Source organism: Methylocystis parvus OBBP, from assembly GCF_027571405.1.
In the GTDB taxonomy this organism is placed as follows: domain Bacteria; phylum Pseudomonadota; class Alphaproteobacteria; order Rhizobiales; family Beijerinckiaceae; genus Methylocystis; species Methylocystis parva.
In genome coordinates, this window is the sequence record NZ_CP092969.1 from 193,096 (window position 1) to 219,993 (window position 26,898).

Consider the following 26,898-nt stretch of genomic DNA (forward strand, 5'->3'; position numbering starts at 1 on the left):
CCCCCTGCAAACAGCCTGCCCTATACCGGGCCGGGCGCTCTGTCGGGTGGCGCCGGCGAGAAACTCGAAGACGAATGGGCCCTGCGGCGGCCGGGAAGCGGGCGCGGCGGGGAACCTGCAGTTCGCACGGCTCCAGGGCCTCGTCCGGATGCGACGCTTTTATCCGCGGGGGCCGCCTCCTCTGGAGCATCAGGCGCCGCGGCGTCGATTGCCGCTAAGGCCGGTCTCGCCGCCGGCTTTCAAGCCGCCGTCGTAAAGCTCGCGAGCTACGGCTCGGGGAGCGCGCGCGCCGCGGCGCTTCTTAACTATCAGAGCGATAAGGGCCAACTCACCCTGGAACGCGAGGATGGGACTCTCGTGACCGGCAAGGCCGCCGTCGACGACCTCGCCGCGCACTGGCGCGATGACGACGCGCGCGAGCCTTCGAACGATATTTTCCGCGTCACGCTCACATTCGAGGGGAGGCTCGGTCCCGAGGAAGCGCGAGTCGGCCTCGCGGCCGCCCTCGACGGCCATCGTTACGCCTGGAGGCTGGAGGAGCGCGGCGACTCGACGCTCGTGCATCTCGTCGCTGTCGCCGCCGGCGCCCGTAATGACGTACATGGGAAGAAGGAGCGGGTTTACGCCAACGCGAAATCTCTTCGTTGCTTCCACGATAAGACCGAGGTCGCCTTTGGCCGCGACGTCGATCTCTCGGCGCCCGTTTGGGCGCATGGCGTCGAGGGCGCGACGACCCAACTTGCGGCGCTCACCAAGGCGGGCGCGCTTCCTGCGGAGACCGACGCCGGCATAAGTCTGGAGGAGGCCGCCAATCGCCACTTCGCAAAACAGCCGAGCAACGCGAATCGCCCGAAGCCAAAAAATTTCAACCCGGCGCTGGAGATTGCCAAGACTTGGCGCCCCGCCATGAGATCGAGCAGCCCTCGGGATTTCGCGCATGTGATCTTGAGCGCGAAACCAGGGACCGACGAAGACGCCTTCATGGACGCCGCGCGCGCGACGCTCGCGCGCGAGTTCAAGGGACATGAGTATGTATTCGTCATGCACACCAACAGACGGCACATTCATGTCCATGCCGCCGTCAGGCTAACGAGCGCCAGGGGCGAAAAGCTGCATCCCGGAATTCAGGACTTCAACCGATGGCGTCAGACGCTCGCCGAGGAAGCGCGCGAACGTCAGATCCCCATGGAGGCCGTTCGTCGCTTCGACCAAGCTCACGCGCCTTCCTATAAGCTCAAGGACGCGAAAATGATCGAGCGCGGCATCGCGCCCGAGAGCGTCCGGCGACGCGTCGAGCGGGTGCACAACGGCGAAATTCACCGCCCGACGCGCGACGAGGGCCGTCGCCGCGCCGCCGAGGCGGCCTCCGAATGGAAATCATTGGCCGCGCGCCGGGCGGCTGTTATTCCGCCGCATGCGGCCGGCGCGATGCGGCTCTATCGCGTCGAGGCGGTGAAAGACGGTTCACACCGCGCGCCCCTCTTTTCCATCGATCGCGCGCTTGCAGAGGTCTATGCCGCGAAAAGTGGGCCCACGCGGCTTGTCTATTTGGATGTTCCCGCTGAGCGGATTGCGGAGTTGCGCCCGTCGCGCGAGCTACCGGCGAACGTCTTCGTCGTGCCCCCTGCCCTCAACGCGCTTCGCAAGTCCGTCGACTGGATCGACGAAGCCGCCGTTTTGCCTTTCCAACGTCGCGTCGACGCCGCACTGACGCCGCGAGCTCAAGAGCAGTCTATTGTTTCCAAGGAGGATAAAGCCATGCGAACAGCCGAAACGATGGAGGCCGCCCGACGCAACATGGCCGACGCCATGGCGCGGCTGGGCGGCTACCTGCCCGTGGGCGCGGTCAAGGATGATCTGATGCGGCGGTCACGCGACATCCTTGGTCGCGCCGAAGGGGCAACCAGAGAGCAAGAGCGGCTGGAACGAAACCCAGGACAGATCGAGGGCGACCGTTTCGTGGAGCCCGAGCCACGGAACGTCGGCGCTCTGTTCACCAATAAGAAGAAGGGAACAGAGATTCACTACAACCGCCATGATCGAGAGACTGGCGCGTTCCAGACTCTTGCTTTCATAGACAGCGGCAAACAGCTGGATGTTCGCGACTGGAGCAACGGGGAGAGCGTCAATGCGGCTTTAAAGCTCGCCTCTCAAAAATGGGAGACGCTGAGCGTCAGTGGAAGCGACGAATATAAGGAAACCGTAGCCAGACTTGGGGCGGAGAATGGCTACAAGATCACAAACCCGGAATTGCAGGACCGCATTCGTGAACTCCGCGCCAAGATTGAAACGCAGCGCGCGAGCGTCACAGAAGGAAAAGAACGAGCCGAAGCCAAAGAGACAGACGCGCCTGTGAAATCTGTCCCGCTTCCGGAGGCGGGACATCAAAGGCCCGCCGACCCTCCAGTCCTCAACACGACGCCAGCCGAGCGCGCGATCGAGCTCAACAGCATCCGCGAGCGCGTCGACGTCGAGGCGCAACGAGAAACCCACCAGGCGGCACGCGCCAGGGAAGCTCACGAAACCAACGCTGCAGCCGGAACCGAAGGAGCGCCGTACCGCGCTCCGGAGGAAGCGCGTGCGGCGCGTGAAGCAGAGCGGGCCGTGGACAACAGTCCCGCTCGCGAAATCCCCGCGGACCCCATGCAAAGCGAGTCCATCCAAGCCCTTCGCTTTGAACAGCGCCGCGTGCTCGATCAAGGCAATCGCGACGATCAAAAACGCATCGACATGGAGAACGCCGAGCGCTTCCGCCAAGACGAGCGCCGTCAGAATCGCGACGAAGCGGAAGGCGAGTCGATGTAAAAAGGTCTCGTCTTTCGGCTGTTCGATTCCACGAAATGCGGTCGCCATGGAGCGCTTAACGATTGAATCCCATTCTCCCGAGGTCAGCTGTTGGCGGTGGTTCGTGTCAGATACCTTTCCGTCAACAGCGATGGAATCAATAAGCATACGAGGGCAGGATCGCGAGGCCGGTCGGCGCGCGCAAGCGCGCCCCGGCGTTGTTCCACCTTTGCTCACGCCGCGGTGGCAGCCATGCTGATCCGACTTTTCCTTCAGACATCCGTCTGGCTCGCCGGCATGACCGCCCTCCTTTTCGTGCCGGCTGGCACGATCGCCTGGCCGGAGGCTTGGAGCTTCTTGGGCATCATCGGAGGGGTCGGCGCGGCCGCGGGGCTGTGGTTCGCCCGTCACGATCCGGATCTCTTGAGGGCGCGGCTGTCATCGCCCTTCCAAACCGGTCAGCCCGCATGGGACAAGGCGATCCTGTCGCTATTCTTCGCGCTCTACTTGGCGTCCTTCGTTGTCATAGGTCTCGATGCCGTCCGTTGGCGAGCGACCGTCATGCCGGCGTGGGCCGAGGCTGTGGGCGCCGTCTGCATCTTGGCGTCCTACGCGATCATCTGGCGCGTCTTGGCGGAGAACTCCTTCGCCGCGCCGGTTGTCAGGATACAGGAGGAGCGCGGACAGAGGATCGTGATGACCGGTCCTTACGGGGTCGTGCGCCATCCGATGTACGGCGGCGCGATCCTATTTCTGCTCGGAACGCCGTTGCTGCTCGGTTCGTCCTACGGATTCGTCTTCGTGCCCCTGCTGGTGATCCTGCTCGCCGTCCGTTCGGTCTTCGAGGAGCGCGTGCTCGCGGAGAGGTTCCCCGAATACGCCGCCTACGCGGAAAAGGTCAGATACCGCTTGGTGCCCTTCGTTTGGTAGGGACTACCAAGTCGAGGCTTTCCGCCACCCGGCGGCGACCGCTTGTTCCTCGGTGCAGAACCAGCGTTTGTCCGGCCCCTTATCCATACGCACGCGATCATATGTGCGATCCCCCGGCACGTGATAGATGCGCTCGCCATTGCGGCTGACGTTGCCTTTGATCAGGCAATTCGCAGCGACTGAGTTATCCCTCTTCGGCGCGGAGGAGGGAGCTGGATTTGCGAATTGATTGCCGGGAGCCGGCAGCGGATTGGCGCTTGCCCACATCTGTTCGAAGCGGGCCTCGAAGGCGGGGGCGGCGTCCGACTCCCGCAATATGATGAGGTCGTTGTCCTGCTGCTTGAGGCCCGAGGCCGATAGGTTGGCGGAGCCCGAGCGCAGGATCCGGGCGTCGGTCGCATAGGACTTCAGATGCATGTAGGGCCCTGGCCCCTTTATGCGGATGCTGCCCGTGATCTCGCGCAGGCGGTCGAGGGCATGCTGTTGGCTGGGGTCGAGCACGATGCGAACGACCACCCCGCGCCGGTGGGCGTCAATCAGGGCGTCGATGACCGGCCAATCGGTCAGCGAATAGGCCGCCATGTCGATCTTCGTATGGGCCGAACGCAGCAGGTCGACGTCCACGCGCTCGAGGTTCTCGGCAGGCGCGTAATGGATTTCGACGTCCGCGGCTCGGGCCGGCGCCGCGCAGACGGCAAGGAATCCGTGCAAGGCAAACGCCAGCGCGAGACAGTCGCAAACTCGTTTCCCTGTCGGCAATCCCATCCCCAGCCCTTCCGGAGGTCGCCCTCCTCATGTAAGAACGAATACAGAACGAGAGAGGCTATGTCCATGCCCCGCAGATCGAACCGCCGATCGGATCGCTTTGTGGACCGCGAGCGCCTCTTGGCGGCGATGGGCGACTGCCGGGAGACCATCACCCGCGAACAGGCGCGCATGGAGATCTCAGGTCCGCTGTATTTTTCGTCGTCCACGGTGTTGGCCGCCATCGACGGGCTGGCCCTGATGCTCACCGGAAGCAGGGACTACTTCCATTTGACGGGGCACGGGACGCCTGAGGGGAATGCCGCCGCAGGGAGGAAGCGGATGCTCGCCACCAGGAACCTGTTTGCGAACCTACCCGAACGCTTGGTCGATGAAGAGATCACGATCTTGGCCGAGTTTCCGGGCGCGAGGATCGAGCGGATCGTCTCCACCGGGCAAGCCAGCCAGCCTGGGTTCTGGTACGACCAAGAGCAGGCGGAATGGGTCGTGCTGCTGAGCGGCTCGGCGGGCTTGTTGTTTGAGGGCGAGGCCGCGCAGCGGATCCTGCGTCCGGGCGACTATGTGGAAATCCCGGCCCATGCTCGGCATCGTGTCGAATGGACGGACGCCAACGAGCCGACGGTGTGGCTGGCGGTGCATGTGGGCGCTAAAGCTGGATGATGCTGGGCGGATGGTTCAACGCCGTGGCCGGCGTTCTCAAGAAACGAATTTGACACCTTTTATCTCAGCCGACTTGGAGGCCGCGATTCGATCCCGTTTCGTCCTTGATACGTCCCGCCAATCCCCGAACTCGGACAGCGCCTCGAACCGGCATCGATACCGACCATTAACCAACCCCAGACCGGGAAAGCGCCGATTTCAACCTGGCCCGCCGGGGTTCCATCCCCATCTCCCCCACGTCGAAGCCGTCCGCTTGCCCGTAGGAAAGCCTTCAATCAGGATCCGTCGCGGGGAGCTACCCGCTCCATTGCGAGAATGGAGGCGTGCGTGGTCCCAACGAACAAGCTATTCAAGTCGTTACTGGACCTTCCCGGCGCGGCGGAATGGTTCGGGGCTGTGGAGCCGGCGTGGCTGTCGCTGGATCCGAGAAGTCTCGAGGCCCTGCGCAAGGAGCCGTCGAACCGGCCCGGCGCCCTGCGGATCTCGCCGGACCTGACAGAGGCGGACGCCGGAATGTCCCCCGTCCTGCGGAACGCGATTGTCCTTCTCGATGCTGCATCGAAAGGCGACGGGCTGAAATTGACCGCCACGGGCAATCTCGCCAGGGTGGTCGTCGACGACATGCGGGACCGTTTCGAGTGGCCGGGATATGAAAAGGCGAGCACCCTCGGTCTGTACAAGGTCGTCAACGAGCCCGATTTCATGCCTCTGCATTTCATTCGAGTGACGGCGGCGCACGCCGGCTTGCTCCGTCGTCGCAAAGGCGTGCTCACGACGACGCCAGCGGCGCGCGAACTCTTATCCCAGCAGCGATTCGGCCCTCTGCAAGCCATCCTTTTCCATACGGCGCTCTGGCGCCTTGATTTGTCCTACTTCGGGCGCGGGCTGCTCGGCTCTTGGCCGCAAGGCGACATTGGCATCGTTCTGTGGTCGCTTGCTGTCGCCGCATGGGATTGGCAGACGCCCGAACGGCTTTCTCGGCTTTGCGCCGTTCCGACGGCGGAAGTCGTCGAGCCGGGGATTTGGGACCGCGGCTCGCTGGCCTTCGAGGCCCGCGTCCTGCAGCCGCTGTTCTGGTTCGGTCTACTTGAACGCAGCGCGGAGAAGTCCCAGACGCATGAATGGGTCGAAACGCATCTCTACCGGAAAACGCCGCTGTTCGACCGCTTCCTGAAATTCGACGTGGAATTCACGACATGCTCCGGCGCGGGGAGCGCTTGAGCGCTTTTCATTTCCCCGCGCAGGACCGGCAACCGCCTCAATCAGCTTGCGCTTTGTGCGAAGGCGATGATCGCGCTGCGGCCAAGGGCCCCGCTTCGTCTATTAATCTCGCGTCCGCGCGAAAAGAGGATCATCGTCGGAATGCTTTGGATACCAAAGCGGGCGGCGATCTCGGGGACGCGCTCGGTGTCGAGCTTGGCGAGGCGCGCCATCGGCTCAAGGTCGCGCGCGGCGGCCTCGAATTCCGGAGCCATCGCGCGGCACGGCCCGCACCATCCAGCCCAGAAGTCGACCAGAACCGGAAGCTCTGTCTTGCCGATCATTCGATCGAAGTCCTCTGCGCTCGCAAGGTCGGCCGGGTGGCCGTCGAATAGCGGGGCGTGACACCGACCACAGTTGGGTAGATTGCCGGACTGAAGCTTGGAATCCGGCGCCTTGTTCAGGCTGCCGCACTGGGGGCAAACGATGATGACGCTCTTATCCAAGATTTAACTCCGCTCCGGCTCTTGTCTTCCCATTGGCTTTGATCATCTAGGCGCCCGCAAGGACGCAGACCAGAAGCCGCGCAGGCAGCCATTCGCCTTCGCCCTGCGTCTTCATGTCGCCGTGAGCCACTCCTTCAGCTTCGTCCACCTCCGCTTCCGCCCGTGTGTCCGCACGGCGATGGCGAGGGCGCGCCGCTGCCCGACGATAACGACAAGGCGCTTGCCGCGCGTGACCGCCGTGTAGACGAGGTTGCGCGCCAGCATCGTGTAGTGCTGGGTCGCGAGGGTGATGACGACGGCGGGATATTCGGAGCCCTGCGACTTGTGGATCGTCGTCGCATAGGCGGGAACCAGCGTGTCGAGTTCGCCGAACGGATATTCAACCTCGCGCCCGTCGAAATCGACCCACAGGATGCCGTCGGCCTGATCGATGCGGAGGATGCGCCCGAGATCGCCGTTGAACACCTCGCGGTCGTAGTCGTTCTCCGTCTGCATCACCTTATCGCCAGGCGCGAAGGTCGACCCGAAGCGCTCGACCCTCTCGGCCATGTTCGGGTTGAGGGCCTTCTGGAGATCGGCGTTGAGCGACCGGGCGCCGAGGGCGCCACGCTGCATCGGGCAGAGGACCTGCACGTCGGCGATGGAATCGAGGCCAAAGCGCCGGGGAATGCGGTCCCGGACGATCTCGACGACCTTGGCCGCGCCCTTTTCCGGATCGCCGGCCTCGACGAAATAGAAATCGGACGTCTCCTCGCGCTTGGGCCATTCCGGCATCTCTCCGCGGTTGATGCGGTGAGCGTTGACGACGATCCGACTCTCCGCCGCCTGCCGGAAGACCTCGGTCAACCGCGCGACCGGCAGCGCGCCGGAGGCGATGACGTCGGCGAGTACCTGCCCCGGCCCGACCGAGGGGAGTTGGTCCACGTCGCCGACGAGCAGCAGCCCGGCCCGCGGCGGGATCGCCTTGAGCACCGAAAACATCAGCGTCGCGTCGACCATGCTTGTCTCATCGAGGACAAGGAGATCGCAGTCGAGGGGATTGTCGGCGTCGCGGCGGAACCCGCCGTTCTTCGGGTCGGTCTCCAGCAGGCGATGGATGGTCTTGGCTTCGAGGCCGGTCTGGTCGGCCATACGCTTGGCGGCGCGACCGGTGGGGGCCGCCAGGAGGAGCTTCGTTCCCTTGGCGGCAAGGATGCGGAGGATGGCGTCGAGCAGCGTCGTCTTGCCGACGCCGGGGCCGCCTGTCACGACGGCGACCTTCGAGGCCAGGACCGTCTCGACGGCGGCGCGCTGCGAGGCCGCCAACGTCTTTCCGGTTCGCGCCTCGACCCAGGGGATGGCCTTCGCGGCGTCGATCGTCGGCCACGGCGACGCCCCTCGGGCCAAGGCCAACAGCCGGTCGGCGGCGCCGCGCTCGGCGAGGTGCAGGCCGCGCAGGAACACGCAGGGTTTCCCCTCGATCGCATCGGCGACGACCTCGCCATCGGCGAGTTCCGCTTTCAGCGCACTCTGGACGATGCGCTCGTCGACATCGAGCAGTGTGACGGTGAGCTTGACCAGCTCCTCCACCGGCAGGCCGCAGTGGCCTTCGTCCATCGCCTCCTGAAGGGCGTAGGAAATCCCCGCCCGGACCCGCTGCGGCGCATCCCGCGCCATGCCCAGCTTCATGGCGATGGCGTCGGCGGTCTTGAACCCGATCCCGCGGATGTCCCGCGCCAGCCTGTAAGGATTTTCCGTCATGACCTGGATGGCGTCGTGGCCATAGGTCTTGAAGATACGAACGGCCCGCGACGTGCCGACGCCATTGGCGTGCAGGAAGACCATGATGTCGCGCACCGCCTTCTGCTCGGCCCAGCCGGCGACAATTTTACCGGCGCGGAATTCGCCGATGCCCGAGACCTCCCGCATCCTTTCGGGCTCAGCCTCGATAATCTCGAAGGTCTTCTCGCCGAAGGCGGCGACGATCCGCTTGGCGAGCACCGGTCCGATGCCCCGCACCATGCCGGACCCGAGATACTTCTCGATGCCCTCCGCAGTCGTCGGCGGCGTCGTCTTGAGGAAGTCCGCCTTGAACTGTAGCCCGTGCGCGCGGTCGGTGGTCCAGACGCCGACGGCGTGGATGAACTCGCCGGCCGAGATCGAGGCGACATGCCCGACGACCGGGACCAGATCTCGCTTGCCCCGTGCCTTCACCTTCAGGACCGCGAAGCCGTTGTCTTCGTTGTGGAAGGTCACCCGCTCGACGGACCCGACGAGGGTTTCCTTGGGCGGGGTCGAGTTGGCTGAAGGCTGCAAACGGAGTTTCCGAGGAGGAGCTGTGGCGCCGCTATTATAGCAGGCCGCCATTCCTCCTAATCAGACCTCGACGACCTTCCCGACGCCGAACTCCGCGCTCTCCAGCCGCTTCCCCGGCCGCATCGGGCCATAGCTCTTGGGACTGCAGACGATGCGCGTCCTCCCGACCTGAGCATGATCGACTATGTCGGCCAATCCATAAGCTTATGCAAATGTACCTTTTGCTTGCTGCGAACAAAACAAGAAACATAGAATGTAGGGGCTCGTTAGCGACCGATTCGAATAATGTCATGGATGGGTGGAGATGGTGCGTCTCAAGAGTGCCAAAAGTCAGCCAGATACTCTTGAGCAGCGATTTGAGCTCGACGAGACATTCCTGTCATCACCGGACACTGCCGCCCTGAAATCTGCCGTGATTCGCGCAACCGACCGGCGGTCTGGCGACCCGGTGGTTCTCAAATACTGGAAGAAAGCCGGAACCGCCGTCGATGAGGACTTTCGAGAACTTTGGCGGCACGAGATGCGCCAGAGCGAACGGGTGCGCGCCTTTCCTCATGCCGATGAGGTCGTCGTGGAGGTTCTGGCTTCCGGAGAAAGTGACGACGCGTTTTACATCACCATGCCGAGCGATATCGCTCCGCTAGAACACGCTTCGCGGTTTGTTCGTCCCGATCATTGGCTCCGTGTGCTGCAGGGGCCGCGTCAACGTGCGCTCCTTTGGGCGAATATACGTCGTCTGGCGGAGGCTCTTGGCGCGGTCCATGCCCAAGGTCTGGTCCATGGGCGAATAGATGCGCGAGCTGTGTATTCAACCGGGGCGACGACCATGCCCGACTTCCGCCTTGGCGGTTTCGAATTTTGTCTGCGGGTCGCCGAGATTGCCAAAGCGCCCCTGCGCGTCATCGCGAAAAGCCGTCCGGTCGGCTCGGTCATTTTCTCCTTCCTGGATGATTGGCGCGCGCTTGGTCGGGTTGTGACCGATCTCATAGGCCTCGATGCTGACAAGCTCGACGAAGAGGAGATCCAGTTCATTGAAAGGCGCGCAAAAATTGATCTGCGGGCTTCCGAAATCGATCTGGTGCGGCTTCTGTTTGAACCGGAGCGCAATCGCATCCTTGATGCGGCGACAGTCACAAGCCGAATCGACGCCATTCTCAATGAGCTGGATGTAGAGGCATTCGCAGACAACGGCCGCTATGTCCTGGCACTTCGGCTTGGACAAATGAGCCGTCTTTCTGTCACCTTGAACGCGGCCTCAGGCGACGCATTCGATACCGACGATGCCGAGAGCCAGATCGATTTTGTTCACGCAGATTTGGAGACGGGTGCAACTCTCACTCGTACGGCGAGGGGCGATATCCTGTTGATGACAGAAAGCTTGGTCTACGACCTCCAGCCGCTTCGTTTCGCGGGGGTTGACGAGACCTGGAATGTAGCCTCGTGCAACAGCGCCCGCTTTAGGAATGAAATATATTTGGGGCGACGAGAAACAATTGATCTTCCAGCTCATCGGATCGAAATTGTCCGATTTGCGGCCGCGCCGCGTCGCTTGAATGAGTTGCGTACCGATGCGCTGGATTGGAGCGCAACGTTCGACATGACTCCGGATGGCGATCCGACTCTCCCCGTACGGCGCGGCTTGCTTCTTGCGCAGATCGCCGAGGCGCTGTTCAAGGCAGCCGAGATCGCGCCAGTTGAGCTGGTCAATCAACGGCGTCAAGGAAATAAACGAATCGCCGAAATCGCGGCTAGCGATTCGGAGAATCGCATTCGTCTGTCGCAGGCGCTCAGTGTGGACGACCCGCACAAGCTAATGCGAAGGCTTTTCGACCGCGAAGAAGCTGATGTCGATGCCGAGTGGCAACTCACCGAAGCGGCAGCACTTGGCATGACGGTTCGCGCGGCGGCGAACGTGCGTTTTATTCGTCCAGTTCAGAAGAAAAACCGACGCCTTTACGAGTTCGAGATTCTGGATGGCGTTGTCCCACCGAACGCGCAACTCCATTTGCGCAAAGTGGATGAAACGGGCGCGGAACAGGTTCTTCGGCGCCGGCTTCGCATGCTGATGACGCTCTCGACCCAGTCTGAACTCGCGCACATGCTGGGTGATCCGCGGCGACGATTGCGCACTTACCAAGATGAGCCGCTTGTTGAGGACGATCATTTCGGCAAGCTTGACGAGTCAAAACAGGAAGCACTGCGTTCAATCTGGTCCACCGGTCCAGCCCAACTTGTTGTTGGGCCGCCCGGCGTGGGCAAGACCAGACTGGTCACAGAGCTTGTGCGCCGAGTCCTGGCGGGAGTTCCGACGATCCGGCTTCTCCTGAGCGCGCAAGCGCATCAAGCCCTGGATCACCTCGCGGCCTCCGTTCAAAAAATGCTCAAAAATACTGGATTGGCCGATGATGTCATTCTGGTTCGATCCAAAGCGGACAACGGCGCTGACCTTTCAGGCGCACAAACCCCTGATCGTGCTAAATCCTATCTGAAAGAACTCCAGGATAGCCCACTCCTTCGCCGGGCACCGCGCGCCATCCAGCAATCATTAAGCGAGATGATCTCGGCGGCGGACGTAACAGGAAATCTCCGAGCGAAACTCTCCCTGACGACATTGCGCCAACGGCGTTCGTTTGAAGCACTCGTCCTGCAATCGGCCAACGTTTTGTTCTCGACGACCAACTCCGCAGACCTTGCACGCCTGATCGAGGATGGCGCGCAGTTCGACTGGACGATCGTGGAGGAAGCCGCGAAAGCGACTGGACCAGAACTTCTCGCTCCTCAATTGCTCTCGATGAGACGCCTGCTGATCGGGGACCACAATCAATTGCCGCCCTTCGACACGGACCGGATCGCGGAATTCCTGCAGGATCAAACGCGGGTCAAGCGGGCCCTCGCAGAAAGCGATCTACTCATCGGCAACATCTTCCGCGACTTTGGACTGGACGATCTCAAAGAGGCCATCGAGGACGATAGTGTCTTGAGCGAGACGTGTGCATCGGCGCGCCGCATGCTGTTGCTATTTGAGAGCCTGGTGACCAACGAACTTGACCGGCAAAAACGGTCCGATCAGCGCCGGCGTCGGGTTGCGACCGAACTTCTGCAGCAGCATCGGATGCATCCAGTCATCGCCACTGTGATCTCCGAATGTTTCTATGAGGGAACACTCAAGACGCCCGCAGATCGCGAGGCAGAATTCTACAGCGAGCAGCCGCCGTTCACGATTACCGACGCGCGCCTGCCCTCGTCACCGATCGTTTTCATTGACCTTCCTTATGTGCAGCGGGAAGGTAGCGCTGGAGAACAACGCCCAATATATCACAATCCGGCGGAACTACAGGCTGTGCTGTCCCTCCTCGGAATGTTGAGGGCGGCCCCGACGAAGCCGACCGAACCTTCAACGCTGGCCGTTCTCTCCCCCTACAACGAGCAAGTCGAACGTCTGGGCCGGGCGATCGACGATAGCTTGCAGAGCAGGCTCGGGAACATCGTTGATTTCAAACCGGGGACCAACTCGCCCGGCTTTGCAAGCACGGTCGACTCGTTTCAGGGTAGCGAAGCTGATGTCGTTATCGTTTCTCTGGTGCGAAACAACGATCACATCGGACGAGCGGCCCTTGGCATCTTGCGTGACCGGCGCCGAATGAACGTGTTGCTCAGCCGGGCGAAATGGAAACTCATCATCGTCGGCAGCATGGAGTTTCTGCGTGTCCAGGGACGGCGATACCGGCGGCACCACAAAGAAGATCGCACCGTACCAGCATTTCTTGCGAAAATGTCGGAGGTGTTCGACCGGTTGGCTGAAGAGATGCTCCCCGATGGAAAGACGCCGAAGTTCAAGATGGTACCGTACTCGTTGCTGACGACGGACGCACAGCCATGAGCGGCAAGAACGCCGTGCGCGTCGCGGTACCGGTCAAGCTAGCGCGCCTCAGGGTATGGGTCGATAAGGGACGCCATTGGAGCGGCGTCGATCGGCTCATCCTATGGGCATTGGCGGCCGAGCCCAGCACCGCCGGTGAACTGGCTAAGGTTGCTCGCATTCCTGCCCGTTTGATCGCCGAAATTATTCTGCGGATGATGCGATTTGGGTGGGTCGAGCTTGCAGCTGCCCCGAAAGGCGCCTCATTTCGTGCTACCGAGGCCGGCCGCGAAGTCGTCGAAACCTTCGCCACTTTGCCGCCGGTTACGCGGCGGATCGCCCGCAGAATATCCTTTTCAATGGAGCCTTTCGCTTGGCGGGCCTATGGTCTGCGCGATCTAAAGCCATATCGGTCCGGAGAAATCGAGTCGATCGAGCGCGGGCATGACGTCCGCCGTGTCGTCATTGACGGTGGATGGGGGCGGCTGTCGAGCCTAAAGCTTTACGCTGCAGCAGATCAGGTGCTGGCTGACGACGAAGAGCTTTCCAGCGTCGACTACAGCGCTTCGGACACCGTTGATCAGTTTGCCCTGTTTACTGTGATCGGCGACAGCATCAAAGGTCTACCACCCGATCCGGCAGAACAGCTAGTCTCGGCGATCCGTCGCGCGGCCAAGGAGAACAAGCCTGGCGCGGCATTGACGATCAAGCCGCCGCGTAGAGCCATCATTTCTACCGACGCTGGAAACATCGTTCGCACCGTCCCAATCCGCCCGGACGACATCGTGCTCAGCGGACAGGATCACCGCGACCGTCTGATCGAGATTCTCCGACAAGCCCGCTCCAGATTGATTATGCACTCGACGTTCCTACGCGAGGGCGCATTCATCGAACTGCAAGCGGAGTTCGCCAGAGCTGCCAAACGTGGCGTCAGGATCGATATCTTTTGGGGCGCGGATCGTGACGAAAGTGATCGCACAGCCAATCTGGAGGCGGCCATCGCGATCAATCATCGGATCACGGCAGACCAGAATCTGCGCGGAAGAGCAAGAGTTCATCTTTACACCACACGCTCTCACGCCAAGCTGTTGATCGCGGATGCCACTGGCCGGGCCGCTGACGAATTCGTTGCCGTCGTTGGTTCGTGCAATTGGCTGTACAGCGGTTTTAATCGCGTCGAAGCATCCGTTGTCTTGCGCCATCCTCATGCCGTCGCACAGGTCGCTCAGGAGTGTGCGGAGCTTATCTTCGATGTTGCCACGAGTTCCGAGACGGCTTCCGACCTGACGTCACTTGCCCGTACGCTGCGTACGCATACCGCTCCAGAAGGCGACGCAGAATTGCGGCTTATCAGGGGAGACGATCATGCCGAGCTTATGCGGCTAGCACGTGAAACGGCCGAGAAATCGATTATGGTCGGGGGGGACCGCCTTGGGTTGGCAGCGGAAGCCCGCACGATTATACCAATGATGGCTGCCGCGAAGCGTTCAGTGCAGGGACTTATTTGTTATTCGAAACCCTCGGGACCGGTCACACAGAAAGACGCAAAGGACCTTGCAACTCTAGCCGGCTCGGTCGGTGTCCGACTCCTCCAAATTCGTGATCGTGAGTTGCACGGTAAGTTTCTTCTCTGGGATGATGATCATTTAGTAATCACCAGCCTGAATTGGTCGTCAGCTGACACACGCTTCGATTCTCCGTTAGGTGAGATCGGCGTCTACATCAAGAGTCCGGGCGTCGCGGACAATATCCGGCGCCGACTGATTGAGGGATGGCCGTCACTGGATCCTCAAGAAGCCGCGGCTCATCAAGATCGAATTCGATCCAAACGCCGAAAAAGAAGGAGCCGCGGTAGTAGCGCCAAGGGGACCGCTTCTACTGGTTAATTCGCCGCCCAACTACTCGGTGCAAACCCCGAACGTCGGCTGGGTCGATCGCCGGACACGGCCACCCCGAAGACTTGCGTCTTTTCCAGTTGCACTTGAACGCGACTACGTCCGCCCGCCAAGGATGAAAAATACCGTCACGGGGTCTTTTTCGGCGTGACGCTCAATCGCGCCGACGCGGCAAGGCATTTGATGTTCGTCCACGAGCCGCGCAAGCTGCCGGCCGTATTCAGCCCCGAGGAAGTTGCGCGCCTGTTGGAGGCCGCGCTCGGCGTAAAATACGAGCCCGCTCTCAGCGTCGCCTATGGCGCCGGCCTGAGCGTCTCCGAGGTCGTCTCCCCAAAGTCTCGGACATCGACAGCACGCGCACGATGCTCCGCGTCGAGCATGCAAGGGCGGCAAGGATCGCCACGCGATGCTCTCGCCAGCGGCTGCTGGAGTTTTGCGCGAGTGGTGGCGCATCGCGCGCCCGCAGGTCTGGCTTTTTCCCGGGCGAGACCCGATCGACCCAATGTCAACGCGTCGCCTTAGGCGGTTAAGAGTTCGCGCAGATCATCCGGCGTGTCTTGGAAAAGATCCGCTGCTGCATCCAAACGCGCCACGTCGGCATTGAACTCCGCTTGCTTTTCGCCCCCCATAGTCGATGCGACCGTGGCCTTCACCTCCTCCACCCATTCGGCGGCTTCGGCACTGACGCCCGCGACGAGGGCCACCATGTCCACTGGTTCCCGCACCTTCTCCACTTCACTGCCGCCGACGCCGGCGTTTGCCACGACGAGGGGCGGCGGCGGTGGCGTCGTTTCAACGGGAGGACACACGCGCGCAGCGCCGCTTACATCGTCAGACCCAGATCCGCCATGAGCAATGCCCATCCTTTCGGCGCGGTCCGCATTGAGGAGATTTCGGGCGGCGACAATTTCAGCGCGCACTGACTTGGTCAAAACGTCAGGCGGGTCCGCGCATCGTATCGAGAAGCGGCGCGGCTGCTTCAGAACGGCGATCGACTGAGGTTCGGTTCGAAGCTCTTTGCAAAGCGCCGCGACCGGCTCATTGCTCGCTTCGTTCATCGCCGCGACGAAAGCCGCGCGGAAAGGTCCAGCGTCAACGAAGATTTTCTCTGCGGCCGCCATCACGCGCGCAAACGCCGCGTCGTGCTTCGCCCCATTTGCAGCAGACACGATCGTCGCTCCCGCATCAGCCGACCAGTCCGACGAAAGGCCATCAGTCCCTACATCCGGCACGCTCAGTTGAGCGCCGAAGGGCGCCGACGCCGCGACCTTCCGCTTGTAGCCGCGATCCGTGAAAAAGTTGATCTTTTCCAAGACCGCCGCGTACTGGCCGCGAACCAACAGCAGCGACTTTTTACTATCCAATCGCCGAAGGGCTTCCGGCGGCATCAGGGGCTCGAGCTCCCATCGCCCTTGCGTCGTGCGGCTGGCGCGGGGCATGCCGCCGACGAGGCTGCCGCCGCCGATCGAAGTCCCCCAGCCTTCGCGGCGAATATACTGCTTTCCGATTTCATCGGAGCAATATTTGGCGGTCGTTTCGTCGCCGACGCCGATCAAGACCTTGACGTCCATATTGCCGACGAGCATGTCTCGCGTCGGCTTGCCGTAGCGCACGTCCAACTGCGTCAGACCCTGCGCAATGACGGCGATCTGGAATCCATACCCTGCCACGAGCGGCGCGCGGTCGACGATTTCGGGCATGCGGCCGAACTGATAGAATTCATCGAGCATTAGAAGGAGCTTGTGCGGCTCGTCGAGCCCTGGAAGGCTCCTCAGCAACACGTCGTGAACCTGCTGCACGAGCAGGCGCACGACCGCTTCAACTGAACCGAAATTGCCGACCGGCGTGCCGATCAGAATCGTGAACGGCTTGCGCCTCAGATCCGAGATGTTGAAGTCGCTGCGGCTCGTCGCGTCGTCGACCAGCTCGTTGTTCCATCCATCGAGCGCAGTGACGATATGCGCCTCGAAGGACATGCGCTGCTTTTCCTCGCGGCCAATATGCTGCCGAAATTTGTCGGCCACGAACTCATTGAGATCCGGTTCGGCGACGAGAATCTCGGCCATCACGGCGGCGAGGCTGCGGCCTTGGCTCATCATCTTGAGCGCGGATTTTATCGTGCGCTGTCCGCGCATAGTGTCGCTGTCGAGCACATAGCCCAAGAGGCCGGCGAAGAGTCCCCGTGCAGTTTCCGCCCAGTAAGAATCTCCTGTCGCCGGCGTGGGAATGAGGCTTCGCGCGATATTCGCCACATCGGTCGCCCTTTCCGGCCAACCCGATACGAGATCGAGGGGATTCCAGCAATGCGATTCCGCCGAACCAGGCGAAAACAGGAAAACCCGCTGGCCCATGGCCGCGCGAGCGGCGCCTATTTGGGTCCACATCTCGCGCTTTATGTCCAAGCCGATCAAAGAGCCGCGCCATTCAAGCGCGTTTGGGAGCACGAAGCCGACGCCTTTGCCGGAGCGCGTCGGCCCGTTCACATAGATGTGACTCGCGCCGCTGTAGCGCACGTCCTTGCCGCTAAAGCGTCCGAGGAAAATCGAGTAGCCGGGCTCGCCGTTCAGCAGATCCGCTTTCTGCAGATCTTTGAGCGTCGCGAGTCTCGAGCCCCCGAGCGGCGGCCTCATCGCGCGAACGCCGTGAACAATCTGCATGGCGATGACGGACACGACCACGACAGCGATCGTGGCGCCGAGCGTCGCCCGCGCCACCAAATTCTGGACGACTGGATCTCCCCACTCGCTTTGCGCGGCGCGCAGAGGCAAGAGCAGCTCAAATCCTCGCGTAAAGCGAAGCCAGAGCAACCAGTTGTGCGTGCGCCAGGCGACCGCGAGCGCGTAGGAGGCCTCCCAGAGAAGAAAGGCCGCCGCGAAGGCGCAGAGCGCGCCGAGGAGATAGAGCGGCCAGCGCATCGGTCCTCTCACGCCTTCTTGCCAAAGCCCCGGAAATAAATTTCCGCGACGCCGCGCGTCGGCCGGCGGCGCAATTGAACGACCATCGGTATGACCGAGCGGACATAGTCCATGATTTCCGCCTTGCTTAGCTTGAGATCGGATTGCAGCGTCATCAGCGCCAGGCGCTCAAAGGCGCCGTAGGAGCTGTCGGCGTGCAGCGTGGTCAGGGAGCCGGGATGGCCCGTATTAACGGCCTGAAGGAAGGTCGCCGCCTCGGCGCCGCGAATCTCGCCCAGAAACAGCCGGTCCGGCCTCAATCGCAGGCTCGATTCCAGCAGGTCTTGAACCGTCACCTGCGCCAGCCCCTGCCCGCCTTTGGAAGCGAGCAAGGACAACCAGTTCGGCTGCGGCGGCTGCAGCTCGCGCGTGTCTTCGATCGAGATCACGCGTTCAGTAGCTGGAACCTCTTTGAGGAGCGCGTTCAGAAATGTCGTCTTGCCCGATGACGTGCCTCCAGAAATAATCATGGTCACGTGGTTTTTGACCGCGAAGGCGAGCGCCTTTTGCACGCCCTCAGGCGTCACGTCCTGCAGTAACCCGCCAAGCTCGGTCTCGATCTCCGGATAGTGGTTCAGGTCCGCCTTGAGCGGCCCTCTCACCTTCACGCCCTCGAAGGCGCCCATTCGCGCATAGTCATCAAGGCCGAGATTGGCGATCACCTGCTTGCGGATTGAGAACGCGCCGCCATCGGGCGCCGCCGGCGCAAGCACCCCCTGAAATCTCTCCCCATGCGGCATCGCCGCCGACAGCAGCGGCGTCGACGAGTTCACGGACTGCTGGGTGGTCGAGGCTACATGTTCGGCTAGGCGCCTCACAGCCGTTTCGGTCAATGCGGGGACCTCGAAACGCTCCATGTCGGGCTTGCCCAGCGCCTCGACCCACACTTCCCCCGGCCGGTTGACGCAGATCTCGATCACGTCAGGGTTTTGTAACCAGACCCGAATGGGCTCCGCGGCGTTCCGAAAGAACACCGGCAGGGTCTCCCAAAGCGGTATCTTGGTCGCGCCGCGGGCGCTTATTGGGGTGCTTGAGTTCATAGAGCGCCTCTTTCACAGGGTCCGCATAGAGGTCGGAGAAATCGAGGTCGCGCTTCACAAAGACGAGAATTCTCGTGCCCTGATCGACATAGATCGTCGGCGGAATGTGAATCTCGTCTCTCAGCGCCTCTACCGCCATGCGCGTGATCGCTTGCGAGGTCGACTGGGCCCCGATCTGCCGCGCGCTCAAGAGCACGGAGTTCTGATTGCCGACTATGGGCACGAGCTGGCCCGTCACCGGATCCAGCGCATATTGCTGGCTCGTCGCCACATTTTGGTTTTGACCGAGCGAGGCCACGAATTGCGCGACGCCGCCGGTGAGCGTCAGCAGGGCGGCATTTCCGAACCTGTCGAGAAAATGCTTGTCCACCTCGCCTGCGAGACCCGTGCGACCAAGATTATCTGTCCCGTAGGATCCGAGCATCAGCGACACCCCGTCGGCCCGCAGCAGGCGCGTCCAGATGATCATGACGCGCGACTGCCCCCGGACGATTCCGGAGCGGTATTCGCCGGTGAGCATCGTTCCCTTGGGGATAAGGACCCGACGTCCGTCGAACGAATAGACGTCTTCGCTCACTGACGCCCTCACATTTCCTGGAAGGCCGGACTGAATGCCCGTTTCCAGGACGCCGTGGATCATGAAGCCCTGCGGCACCAGCGCGTCGATCCGCGCGTGTTTCACAGCCCGCGCCCGCGTCACGTCATTTTCGGCGTTGCGAAGGAAGCGGCGATTCGGGTCTTCCTCGTCCCTCTCGGCGCCGACCCTTGCCGCAGGATCGACCGACGCCGTTCCTTCCCGGTCGTTGATCGCGAGCATGGGCGAACGAAGGCGGGCTTCGACCTTCGCTTCGGCTTCCTTGCGCAGCCGTTCGAGCTCCGCCAGCCGCCGCGCTTCGCTATCGTCCGGCTTAGGGTCTGTTATGGGCGCAGGGCTGACCACAGCAGCAGGCTGAGGAGCCGGAGGCGCGGGAATCACGAATTTGGCGGCTTCCACTTTTGGCGACGGCCGGTCGAAAGACGCGCCCGGTTGCAGCCTCGCGGTCGCAAATGACTCGTCGCCGGCGTTCTGCGGTTTGCTTTGCTTACGACTCGACGCGTACCACATGAGGGCGATAATGACCGCCGCGGCAAGAACCGCGACGCCGCCCAGCGCCATATTGGGATTCGACGATTGGCGTGTGACCGTCTCGTTCGCCAGCCGGCCTTCTTCCTCGAAATCAGCAGCCATGATCCGGCGCTCCTGTTATTGCTGCGCGCTGGCGCTCGGCGCGAGGCCGTTTGAAAGAAAGTTTGTCAAGAAGCCGCCCTCGGGCGCATGGACGGCCTGGATTTCGGGTTGCACGTCCGTCTCTTGCATCTTTGGCGGCGGGTCAGGTTCGGCGCGCATGTTGAAGACGCAAGCGGTCGCGGCCCCGTTGCGCATCGTCCATTGACCGGCTGTGCGATCGACGACAATCATGCCGCCCTCGCGCCGGTAGTTCACGAGTGTCTCAGAGCGATCGGGATTGACCAGGAAGATCCCGGGAACGTCGCCCGAAAACCGAAAATAAGTCTTCGTTCCGTCGTCGAAGACGTGCTCGGGTTTGACGTACGGCGCGCCTTTGTAGCTGTAATCGAAGTTTCTGATCGACGAGTTTTCGGCATTCCGCTTATTGGGGAAGGCTGCAAGCTCGCGCGCCTTCTCCAAAAGCCGCGCGTCTGCTTCTTCGTCCGGATAGGTGAAGCGGACTTTGAATACGACCCGGCGATCGTGTCCGCTGCTCGTCCGCAAGACGAAGGAATAAATTCGCTTCCTCGTCGTCACGACGGTCATGTTCGTGACCGCCTCCGGCTCCAGGGGCTTGATAAAGAGAAATTGCTTCGATTGGTCGGGCACCGCCTGCCAGCCAATCGTGTCCCCGAGCGCGACCGTTGCAATTTTCTCGTCGTCATGGAGGACGATGATTGTCGAGACGCCCCGCGTTCCCCAGATCGTGACGACGTTATCCTTCTCGAAAGGCACCGTGCGCAGACGCGAGTCTGCTGGAACCGGCAAAGGCGCGCGCTCAGCGACGGCTGACGACGACAAAGCGGCGAGCAGCAGGCTCGCAAGCAAAACTTTCGTCATTGCGCGCCTCCCCCGCCAAGCGGAGCCACCGTTTCCTGGTCTTTGCGATACTCGACGACTTGAAACCCGAGCGGGTTGTCGAAGCGCCACTCGTTTCGCATCGGCTCCTGCGTGTAACGGAACCTGACATTCGCGGCCCAATGTTCAATGACCTGGTCGCGCTCATTGGTGCGCGTCGTCATGAACCGTACCGCCGCCGTTGCGAGCGCCTTGGGGTTGTCCATCCAGCCGTGTGTGAGAAAGTTTACGCTTTTGACATAGACTTTGACGCGTCCAGTCGGACCCCAAAGTTTCATCGGGCTGTTTGGATTGGTCAGGGAAAATTGTTCCGCGAGTTCTTTGCTCGCGCTTCCACTCGAGAGCAGCGACGCGAGCTCGAAATTGTCCCTCAGGGCCGGCGGATCGTAGGTTTCGCGCGCGCGGATGAAACGGACGATGTTCGCCTGCGTCACCGCCTCGCGCTCGGAAATCGGGCCCCCGCTCTCGAGCGGCCGCGCAACCTCGACATAGCCCGTCGCCTTGTCCACCAAGAGCGTCACGACTTCGGTGGATTTCAAGGGAATGAGCATGAAGAGCGCGACGAGCGCCGCGAGAAGCGCGAGGCCCATCAAGCTCGCGACGACGCGCCAGGCGTTTCTGGAGAGCTCGAGCCGGCGGTAGATGTCCCGCTCCCAGCGCGCGCCATCATGGAAATAGCTGTCGCTCACCAGCGGCGACCGCCCGCCGGCCTGCACATCGTCTGACATGATGGATTCCTATCCCTGTTCGCGGCGAAGTTGAGCGGCGCGGCTTTCAATAAGGGCGGCCGCTACCTGTTCCGCGCGCGGGTCGTAGCGTGCACCGCGCTGCACGGTGGCGCCGCCTGGACCGATCGTGTATCCGCCGCCGCTTGGCGGCGGAAGCGCGGCTTGGTCGTAACCGTTGCCGCGCCAGCCTCGCCAAAGCCGCCAGGCGCTTTGGGCCCGGCCTTGAAGGTCGATGACGTCGCGCAACGCGTAGCCGCCAGCGACCGAGGCTGCGATTTGGAGGGAAAGCGGCAGCAAGGCGCTTCCGACGCCACAAAGGATCAAGAATGGCGCGATTACCGTCATCGCCGACGATGCGTCCGTGACTGATCCCAAATTGGTGATGGTGGAGTTCATGAGCGTCAGCAGAAATCCGAGAATTCCATAAACGACGACCGGAACGATCGCATATTGCGCGCAGGTGCGCAGCCACCCGGTGAAGAGGACTGAGCTAAAGTTGAAGAGCGCCATGGCGATAAACAGCGGCCCCAGCCCGAGAAGGACGAACAGAGCGATCTTGCCGACCAGGACGAGGCTCACGGCGATCGTGATGAAGACGACCGCGGCGATGAGCAGCACGATCGCGAGCAGCGAGAGGCCGATCGCGGCGCCCCAGCCGCCGGAAGCGGCCACGGTCTTGCCCGCCGTGAGAGCGTTAGTGAAGAGCGTCGAAAGCGTCGAGGAAATCGAGGTCTCCGGCGTGCCGCAGTTGGCGCCGCCGACGCCTGAGCAAACCGCCGTCGCCACGCCGTCCGCTCCCTTCGTGAACACGTCCACGACGATCGCGGAGAAATCGCCCCAGCTGAAGGCCAATGTGTAGATGGCGCCAATACGAAAGATGCGCCATAGAAACGCGCCCGCTGTGAGCGGCGCGCGCCCGTAGATCATTTCATATCCCCAATATGCGACGTAGATTGTCAGCGCCACGGTGAACACAGGCGCGAGGCCAGACGAGATGGACTGATAAATCTGTTGCACCGCCGATGCGGCGACGGCGTCCACCTTCTGGAAAAGCGCCGAGATGATGTCCACGCCGGTTCCTCCCAAATTAGCGATTTATCGGGAGAAGCGGCCCGCAATCGCTCGCCGCCGCAAGAGCTCGTCCAAAAGACCACAAAGAACTGTCGCGCGTGCAGGGCGCCACCAGGTCCTTATGCGCGCAAGCCGAGAGGGCTGTCAGCGCCATCCCGAGCGTGGCGACGAAGGCGCCTCTGATAATTCTTCTTCTCATCGCGGCCTTTTCCCCTACTGCCCGACCAGGGTCGCCTTGGAAGCGTCGTAAGACCACATGTTCGAGAGCTTCGATTGCGCGGCGAGGTCCTGTTGTTGCTGAGCGTTTAGGGCTGCGTTGGTTAGGTTCACCGTGCCGATCAATTCGTTGATGGTCTGACCCGTTTGAGTCTGGATCTGCGAGTTTTGGTCGATCGATCCCTTGATGTCGGGCGCCGAGCCAATTTGCCCCGCCGCTCCTTTGAAGCCGGACGACCTCGTAACGGAGGCGGCCTGAGCGCCCGACACCGCGGCGGTGATGGCGGCGGAGGTGTTGACCGCGCCCGTGTAAGCAAGGTCGGTCGTCGACGTCGCGGCGTTCACCCCGGTGAGCGTTTTGGCGAGATTGAGGCCGTTGATGATCGAAGACGCCAAAGTACCGTAGGAGCCCAGCCCTCCCATCGACAGGGACCCGCCGCCAAGCAGCGAACTTAGGTCCGGCGCGCTCGAGAGCGAGAAGCCGCCAAGGCCAATCGAGGACAGGCCTCCTGTCGACCGATCGCCCGTCACCGCCGCCAGCGTGTGATTGACGGTCTCGAGAATCTGCTGGTTGGTGTTCATGATCTGGGCAGTGTTCTGCGCCGTCTGCGTCGCCTGGGTCAGCGTCGCCGTGTCGATAACCGGGACTTGCGCCAATGCGGCGGCGCTAAGGAGCAACCAGCTCCCAAGCGACAATGAAAGCAGCGGCTTCCTGATCATGATCTGTCTCCTCTGGCCTCGCCTTACGGTCCCGTGGAAAGCGGGACGACAGTCGCATTCGTGTCCGTAATTTCCGGGAGCCCGATGAGCGTCGCTTTAGCCGGATCGAATGCCAAAGCATTGGCCGCCCGGCTCGCGCCGGCGATAAGATTAAGCCCGCGCTGATTGAAGAGCTGCGCCGTCAGGCTTGTCACCATGATCGCCTGATTCCACATTCCGCCGTTGTTGCTGCGCGCGCCGCTGTTTTGGTTCCAGGCAGACTGGGAGAGGGCCAGCACCCCGATGATGGCGCTGGCGATTTGCGTGTTGTTCTTGTTGCTTTGAATGCCGCTCGCGACCGCGTTCAAAGCCGCGACCGTCTGCGCCACTGTGTTCAGGTTCAGCGCTGTGACGCTCGTTCCACCGCCGGTCACGGTAGTCTGGACGGCGCTCAGATCCATGTTGGAGACGACGCCGGTGGTGGGCGCCGTCACATTGCTCGCGGAGAGTAGATCGGCGCCCGCTGACGGCAATTGGCCCTGCCCGGGCGTCTGCAGGTTTGCTGTAATCCCCTTCGAGGGCTGCAAGGCGCCATCCTTGTAGACCCGCGCTTTAGCCGCGCAATCGGCGATGCTTTTTTCGGTCGTCTCCCGAGCGGCGTCGGTGACGGGCGTATCGGCGAAAGCCAGCCCAACGCTGGCGAGAAAGGAGGCCGCCAACGGAAATGGTCTATGCCGCATTGGGAACCTCCCGCTACGCGGAGCGCCAATTGCAGAAAATCGGAACCCATACGCGCGGGTCGTCCCCGACGCGGGCGCGCAGCTCTTCGCACTCCTGGACCGTGTCGACGTTCCCGGAGAGTAATTTGACGATATCGAGCATGTTAGAGAGATCGAGCCGCGCGATGACCGAGTCCTGATCATGCTTGATCAGGAACTGCCGAGAATCGGGATGGGTGTTGATCACCCACTCGAATTCGCGCTCGGAAAGCTTGAACCCCGTCACATAGCTCTCGAAGTCCGCTTTCGGATTCGGGAAGAAGATGTTGGTGGGCGTCTGCTCGAGCAGCGTGTGCCCCATTGGGGAGGCGACGATATCCTTCGCCGACTGCGTGCCGAAGCCGACGATCCCGTTGAGCTTGCGGATGGTTTTCAGCTTGTCGTTGAGAAAGCCCGCGAACTTATCGTCGGTCAGAATTTTCCAGCCTTCGTCGATGAACAGCATCATTGGATTGCCGTCCATCATCCCCTCGATCCGGTGGAAGATATAGCCAAGCGCCGCCGTGCGGATGTCGTCATCGTCGAGCACCTTGGTCATGTCGAAGCCGAACACGCCATTCGACGCCGACCACGAGTCGCGCTCGTTGTTGAAAAGCCATCCACGGGCCTTCGTCCAAACGTCGAACCTTGACGCCAGATCCTCCTGGCCGAGTTTCTCGCTGCCCCTGAGCAGATGCGCGACTTCCGCGAAGCGGCGATCCTTGGCGGGCACGGCGAAAATTTGGTCGACCGCGCCTTCGACGATTTTGAGCTGGTGCGCGCCGAGGTCCAAACCGTCGCGGGGCCTCACCATGAATTTGAGGAGGTCCTCGAGGAACTTGCGGTCTTCAGGGGAGCCTGGAAGCTGTAGCGGGTTGAAGCCCGTCGGAACGCCGGGGACCAGTACTTCGTAGCTGCCGCCCATGGCCCGGATGAGCGGATCGGCGCCGCGGTCCTTGTCGAAAAAAGCGACGCGCGGGCGCGGAGCCACGCGCATGGCCTGGCAGAGCAGGAAACCGAGGCCGACGGTCTTGCCCGAGCCGGTAGGACCAGTGACCGTGAAATTGCCGACCTGCCGCCGATGGAAGTTGAAATAATAGGGGGTCTGGCTCGTCGTCTCCAGGATCGAGATCGCCGGCCCCCAGCGATTGCCCTCACGCCGACCCACGGCGAAATTATGCAGTGAGGCGAAGCCGACGAAATTGCGGGAGGAGATCAGGGAGCGCCGGGCGATATAGGCAAAATTCCCCGGCATCTGTGCCCAGAAGGCAGGCTCGGCGTTCATGTCCTCGCGGACGACGATCGTCCCGAAATTCTGCAGCTCCTGCGTCGCCGCCTGAACGCATTTCTCCATTTCGCGGATGGAGCGGCCGAGGGCGCAGACTGTGAGATGGTGGTAGCCGAGGACCGTTTGGCCGGTGACGAGCTCGTTGCGCGCGGTGTTGATCGCCACTTCGACCTCCGTCCCCGCTTCGTCCGAAGCGGCGATCTGGCGCTCGACTTTGGCGACGTGGGACATGACCGGCGCGCGGTCTTCGAGGGCGAAGGACTGCGAGACGATCATTTCGTGGGGGACGCGCAGGAGCCCGTCGAGCATCCCGGCGCCCGTGTAGGCCGGATACTCGCGAATGGAGAGCATCGCCGCGAAGCGAGTGTCGCCCTCTGACGCTCCCCTGAATTCAAGCGCCTTCTTGCCAAAAGTAATCCGCTTCGTCGGCAGATAGGCGTCGAGCGCCATGCGCGGGAGAGCCATGTGAAACGGCGCCCCACCGTTCAGCAGCTGCGTCAGGAACTCGCCGATCTCCGTGCAGACTGCGCCGTGGCGCATTCTTAATCCGAGGATTCTCGCCCCGTAGCTGGCCATCTCCCTGCAGAAATTGGCCGCAACGTCGCGTAGCTCACGCTTGGCCTCGCGCTCGATCTCCTTTTCTTCGACGCCGAGCCCCTTGCGGAAAAAGCTCGTCGCCTTGTCCGCCATGCCGACCTTGCCCTGAAACCCCCGGCGGATGATCGTCACATAAAGGTCGTTCACGAACATGCGCTTATGCGCCAGGTTCGCCATGTAACGGGAGTCGAGCTCCGTGCAAAAGAAGTTGTCGAAGCCGCCGCCGATCTCTGGCGTCACCTCGCGCCGGATGATGTGGGAATAGACGGCGAAGCGGCTGTCGTTCATCGAGCGGATCAGCGTGTTGCGGCTCGAGAGCCGCATGTCGATCTCCGCCTGGTCGGCCGTCTGGAAGCAGAAGCCGCCGACCTTCACCACCATCAGGAAGTGGCCCTCCTTCGTTTTGAGCATGCCCTCCTCGACATGCCGAAGATAGGGAACGTGCTTCGAGACGCCGGCCTCGCGGCCGTTTTCCGCCCCGAATTTCAAAGAATTGAGAATATGCGCGGAGAGCTTCGCCACGATCGG

At 62.1% G+C, this 26,898-nt stretch carries 20 protein-coding genes; 6 read left to right on the forward strand and 14 right to left on the reverse strand.

The window, feature by feature from the left end; genetic code table 11:
- Positions 1 to 189: 189 nt before the first annotated feature.
- Complete coding sequence (locus MMG94_RS20620) at positions 190 to 516, reverse strand: hypothetical protein (RefSeq protein WP_244415258.1); 327 nt, start codon at positions 514 to 516, stop codon at positions 190 to 192.
- A 390-nt stretch (positions 517 to 906) separates the two neighbouring features.
- Between MMG94_RS20620 and MMG94_RS20625 the strand changes: the two genes are divergently transcribed.
- Positions 907 to 2,805, forward strand: coding sequence for an LPD7 domain-containing protein (locus MMG94_RS20625; RefSeq protein ID WP_275938814.1), 1,899 nt, complete (start codon positions 907 to 909; stop codon positions 2,803 to 2,805).
- 231 nt (positions 2,806 to 3,036) lie between these two features.
- Positions 3,037 to 3,714 (forward strand): methyltransferase family protein, encoded by a 678-nt coding sequence (locus tag MMG94_RS20630; RefSeq protein WP_016919201.1) that lies wholly within the window; start codon positions 3,037 to 3,039, stop codon positions 3,712 to 3,714.
- Positions 3,715 to 3,717: 3 nt separating this feature from the next.
- On the opposite strand, the gene MMG94_RS20635 is transcribed toward MMG94_RS20630, so the two are convergent.
- Positions 3,718 to 4,425, reverse strand: a complete 708-nt coding sequence (locus MMG94_RS20635; protein WP_016919200.1) for a phospholipase D-like domain-containing protein — start codon at positions 4,423 to 4,425, stop codon at positions 3,718 to 3,720.
- Between the two features lie 114 nt (positions 4,426 to 4,539).
- Between MMG94_RS20635 and MMG94_RS22050 the strand changes: the two genes are divergently transcribed.
- Both MMG94_RS22050 and MMG94_RS20645 read left to right on the forward strand, forming a co-directional pair.
- A complete protein-coding gene (locus tag MMG94_RS22050) occupies positions 4,540 to 5,139 on the forward strand; it encodes a cupin domain-containing protein (protein WP_338037877.1) in 600 nt (199 codons plus the stop codon).
- Between the two features lie 327 nt (positions 5,140 to 5,466).
- Positions 5,467 to 6,360, forward strand: a complete 894-nt coding sequence (locus MMG94_RS20645) for a hypothetical protein (RefSeq protein WP_154420370.1) — start codon at positions 5,467 to 5,469, stop codon at positions 6,358 to 6,360.
- A 41-nt stretch (positions 6,361 to 6,401) separates the two neighbouring features.
- Here MMG94_RS20645 and trxC read toward each other — a convergent pair whose 3' ends face one another.
- The 3 genes from trxC to MMG94_RS20660 all read right to left on the reverse strand — a co-directional run bounded on the left by trxC (position 6,402) and on the right by MMG94_RS20660 (position 9,335).
- On the reverse strand, positions 6,402 to 6,845 hold the full coding sequence (gene trxC, locus MMG94_RS20650; RefSeq protein WP_026016137.1) for a thioredoxin TrxC: 444 nt from the start codon (positions 6,843 to 6,845) through the stop codon (positions 6,402 to 6,404).
- Between the two features lie 111 nt (positions 6,846 to 6,956).
- Positions 6,957 to 9,140, reverse strand: coding sequence for an SF1B family DNA helicase RecD2 (recD2, locus tag MMG94_RS20655; protein WP_016919196.1), 2,184 nt, complete (start codon positions 9,138 to 9,140; stop codon positions 6,957 to 6,959).
- Between the two features lie 60 nt (positions 9,141 to 9,200).
- Positions 9,201 to 9,335: a hypothetical protein gene (locus MMG94_RS20660; RefSeq protein WP_016919195.1), complete on the reverse strand. Its 135-nt coding sequence runs from the start codon at positions 9,333 to 9,335 to the stop codon at positions 9,201 to 9,203.
- A 109-nt stretch (positions 9,336 to 9,444) separates the two neighbouring features.
- Between MMG94_RS20660 and MMG94_RS20665 the strand changes: the two genes are divergently transcribed.
- Both MMG94_RS20665 and MMG94_RS20670 read left to right on the forward strand, forming a co-directional pair.
- Positions 9,445 to 13,020: an AAA domain-containing protein gene (locus MMG94_RS20665; RefSeq protein WP_081495617.1), complete on the forward strand. Its 3,576-nt coding sequence runs from the start codon at positions 9,445 to 9,447 to the stop codon at positions 13,018 to 13,020.
- Positions 13,017 to 14,885, forward strand: a complete 1,869-nt coding sequence (locus MMG94_RS20670; RefSeq protein ID WP_016919189.1) for a phospholipase D-like domain-containing protein — start codon at positions 13,017 to 13,019, stop codon at positions 14,883 to 14,885. Before MMG94_RS20665 ends, MMG94_RS20670 begins: the two co-directional genes overlap by 4 nt.
- A gap of 527 nt (positions 14,886 to 15,412) precedes the next feature.
- Here MMG94_RS20670 and MMG94_RS20675 read toward each other — a convergent pair.
- The 9 genes from MMG94_RS20675 to MMG94_RS20715 all read right to left on the reverse strand — a co-directional run bounded on the left by MMG94_RS20675 (position 15,413) and on the right by MMG94_RS20715 (position 26,892).
- Positions 15,413 to 17,809, reverse strand: coding sequence for a type IV secretory system conjugative DNA transfer family protein (locus MMG94_RS20675; protein ID WP_016919188.1), 2,397 nt, complete (start codon positions 17,807 to 17,809; stop codon positions 15,413 to 15,415).
- An 8-nt stretch (positions 17,810 to 17,817) separates the two neighbouring features.
- On the reverse strand, positions 17,818 to 18,768 hold the full coding sequence (gene virB11, locus MMG94_RS20680; RefSeq protein ID WP_016919187.1) for a P-type DNA transfer ATPase VirB11: 951 nt from the start codon (positions 18,766 to 18,768) through the stop codon (positions 17,818 to 17,820).
- A gap of 1 nt (position 18,769) precedes the next feature.
- The gene (gene virB10 / locus MMG94_RS20685) at positions 18,770 to 20,116 is read right to left on the reverse strand and encodes a type IV secretion system protein VirB10 (RefSeq protein WP_016919186.1); all 1,347 of its coding nucleotides are present in this window, start codon (positions 20,114 to 20,116) and stop codon (positions 18,770 to 18,772) included.
- Between the two features lie 15 nt (positions 20,117 to 20,131).
- A complete protein-coding gene (locus tag MMG94_RS20690; protein WP_016919185.1) occupies positions 20,132 to 20,995 on the reverse strand; it encodes a TrbG/VirB9 family P-type conjugative transfer protein in 864 nt (287 codons plus the stop codon).
- Positions 20,992 to 21,741, reverse strand: a complete 750-nt coding sequence (locus tag MMG94_RS20695) for a VirB8 family type IV secretion system protein (RefSeq protein WP_016919184.1) — start codon at positions 21,739 to 21,741, stop codon at positions 20,992 to 20,994. The genes MMG94_RS20690 and MMG94_RS20695 overlap by 4 nt, the downstream gene beginning before the upstream one ends.
- A gap of 9 nt (positions 21,742 to 21,750) precedes the next feature.
- The gene (locus MMG94_RS20700) at positions 21,751 to 22,812 is read right to left on the reverse strand and encodes a TrbL/VirB6 family protein (protein ID WP_026016135.1); all 1,062 of its coding nucleotides are present in this window, start codon (positions 22,810 to 22,812) and stop codon (positions 21,751 to 21,753) included.
- A gap of 213 nt (positions 22,813 to 23,025) precedes the next feature.
- A complete protein-coding gene (locus tag MMG94_RS20705; protein WP_016919183.1) occupies positions 23,026 to 23,748 on the reverse strand; it encodes a type IV secretion system protein in 723 nt (240 codons plus the stop codon).
- 23 nt (positions 23,749 to 23,771) lie between these two features.
- On the reverse strand, positions 23,772 to 24,467 hold the full coding sequence (locus tag MMG94_RS20710; protein ID WP_154420372.1) for a hypothetical protein: 696 nt from the start codon (positions 24,465 to 24,467) through the stop codon (positions 23,772 to 23,774).
- Between the two features lie 13 nt (positions 24,468 to 24,480).
- Positions 24,481 to 26,892 carry a VirB4 family type IV secretion/conjugal transfer ATPase gene (locus tag MMG94_RS20715; protein ID WP_016919181.1) on the reverse strand — a complete coding sequence of 804 codons (2,412 nt, stop codon included), beginning with the start codon at positions 26,890 to 26,892 and terminating at the stop codon, positions 24,481 to 24,483.
- Positions 26,893 to 26,898 lie beyond the last annotated feature (6 nt).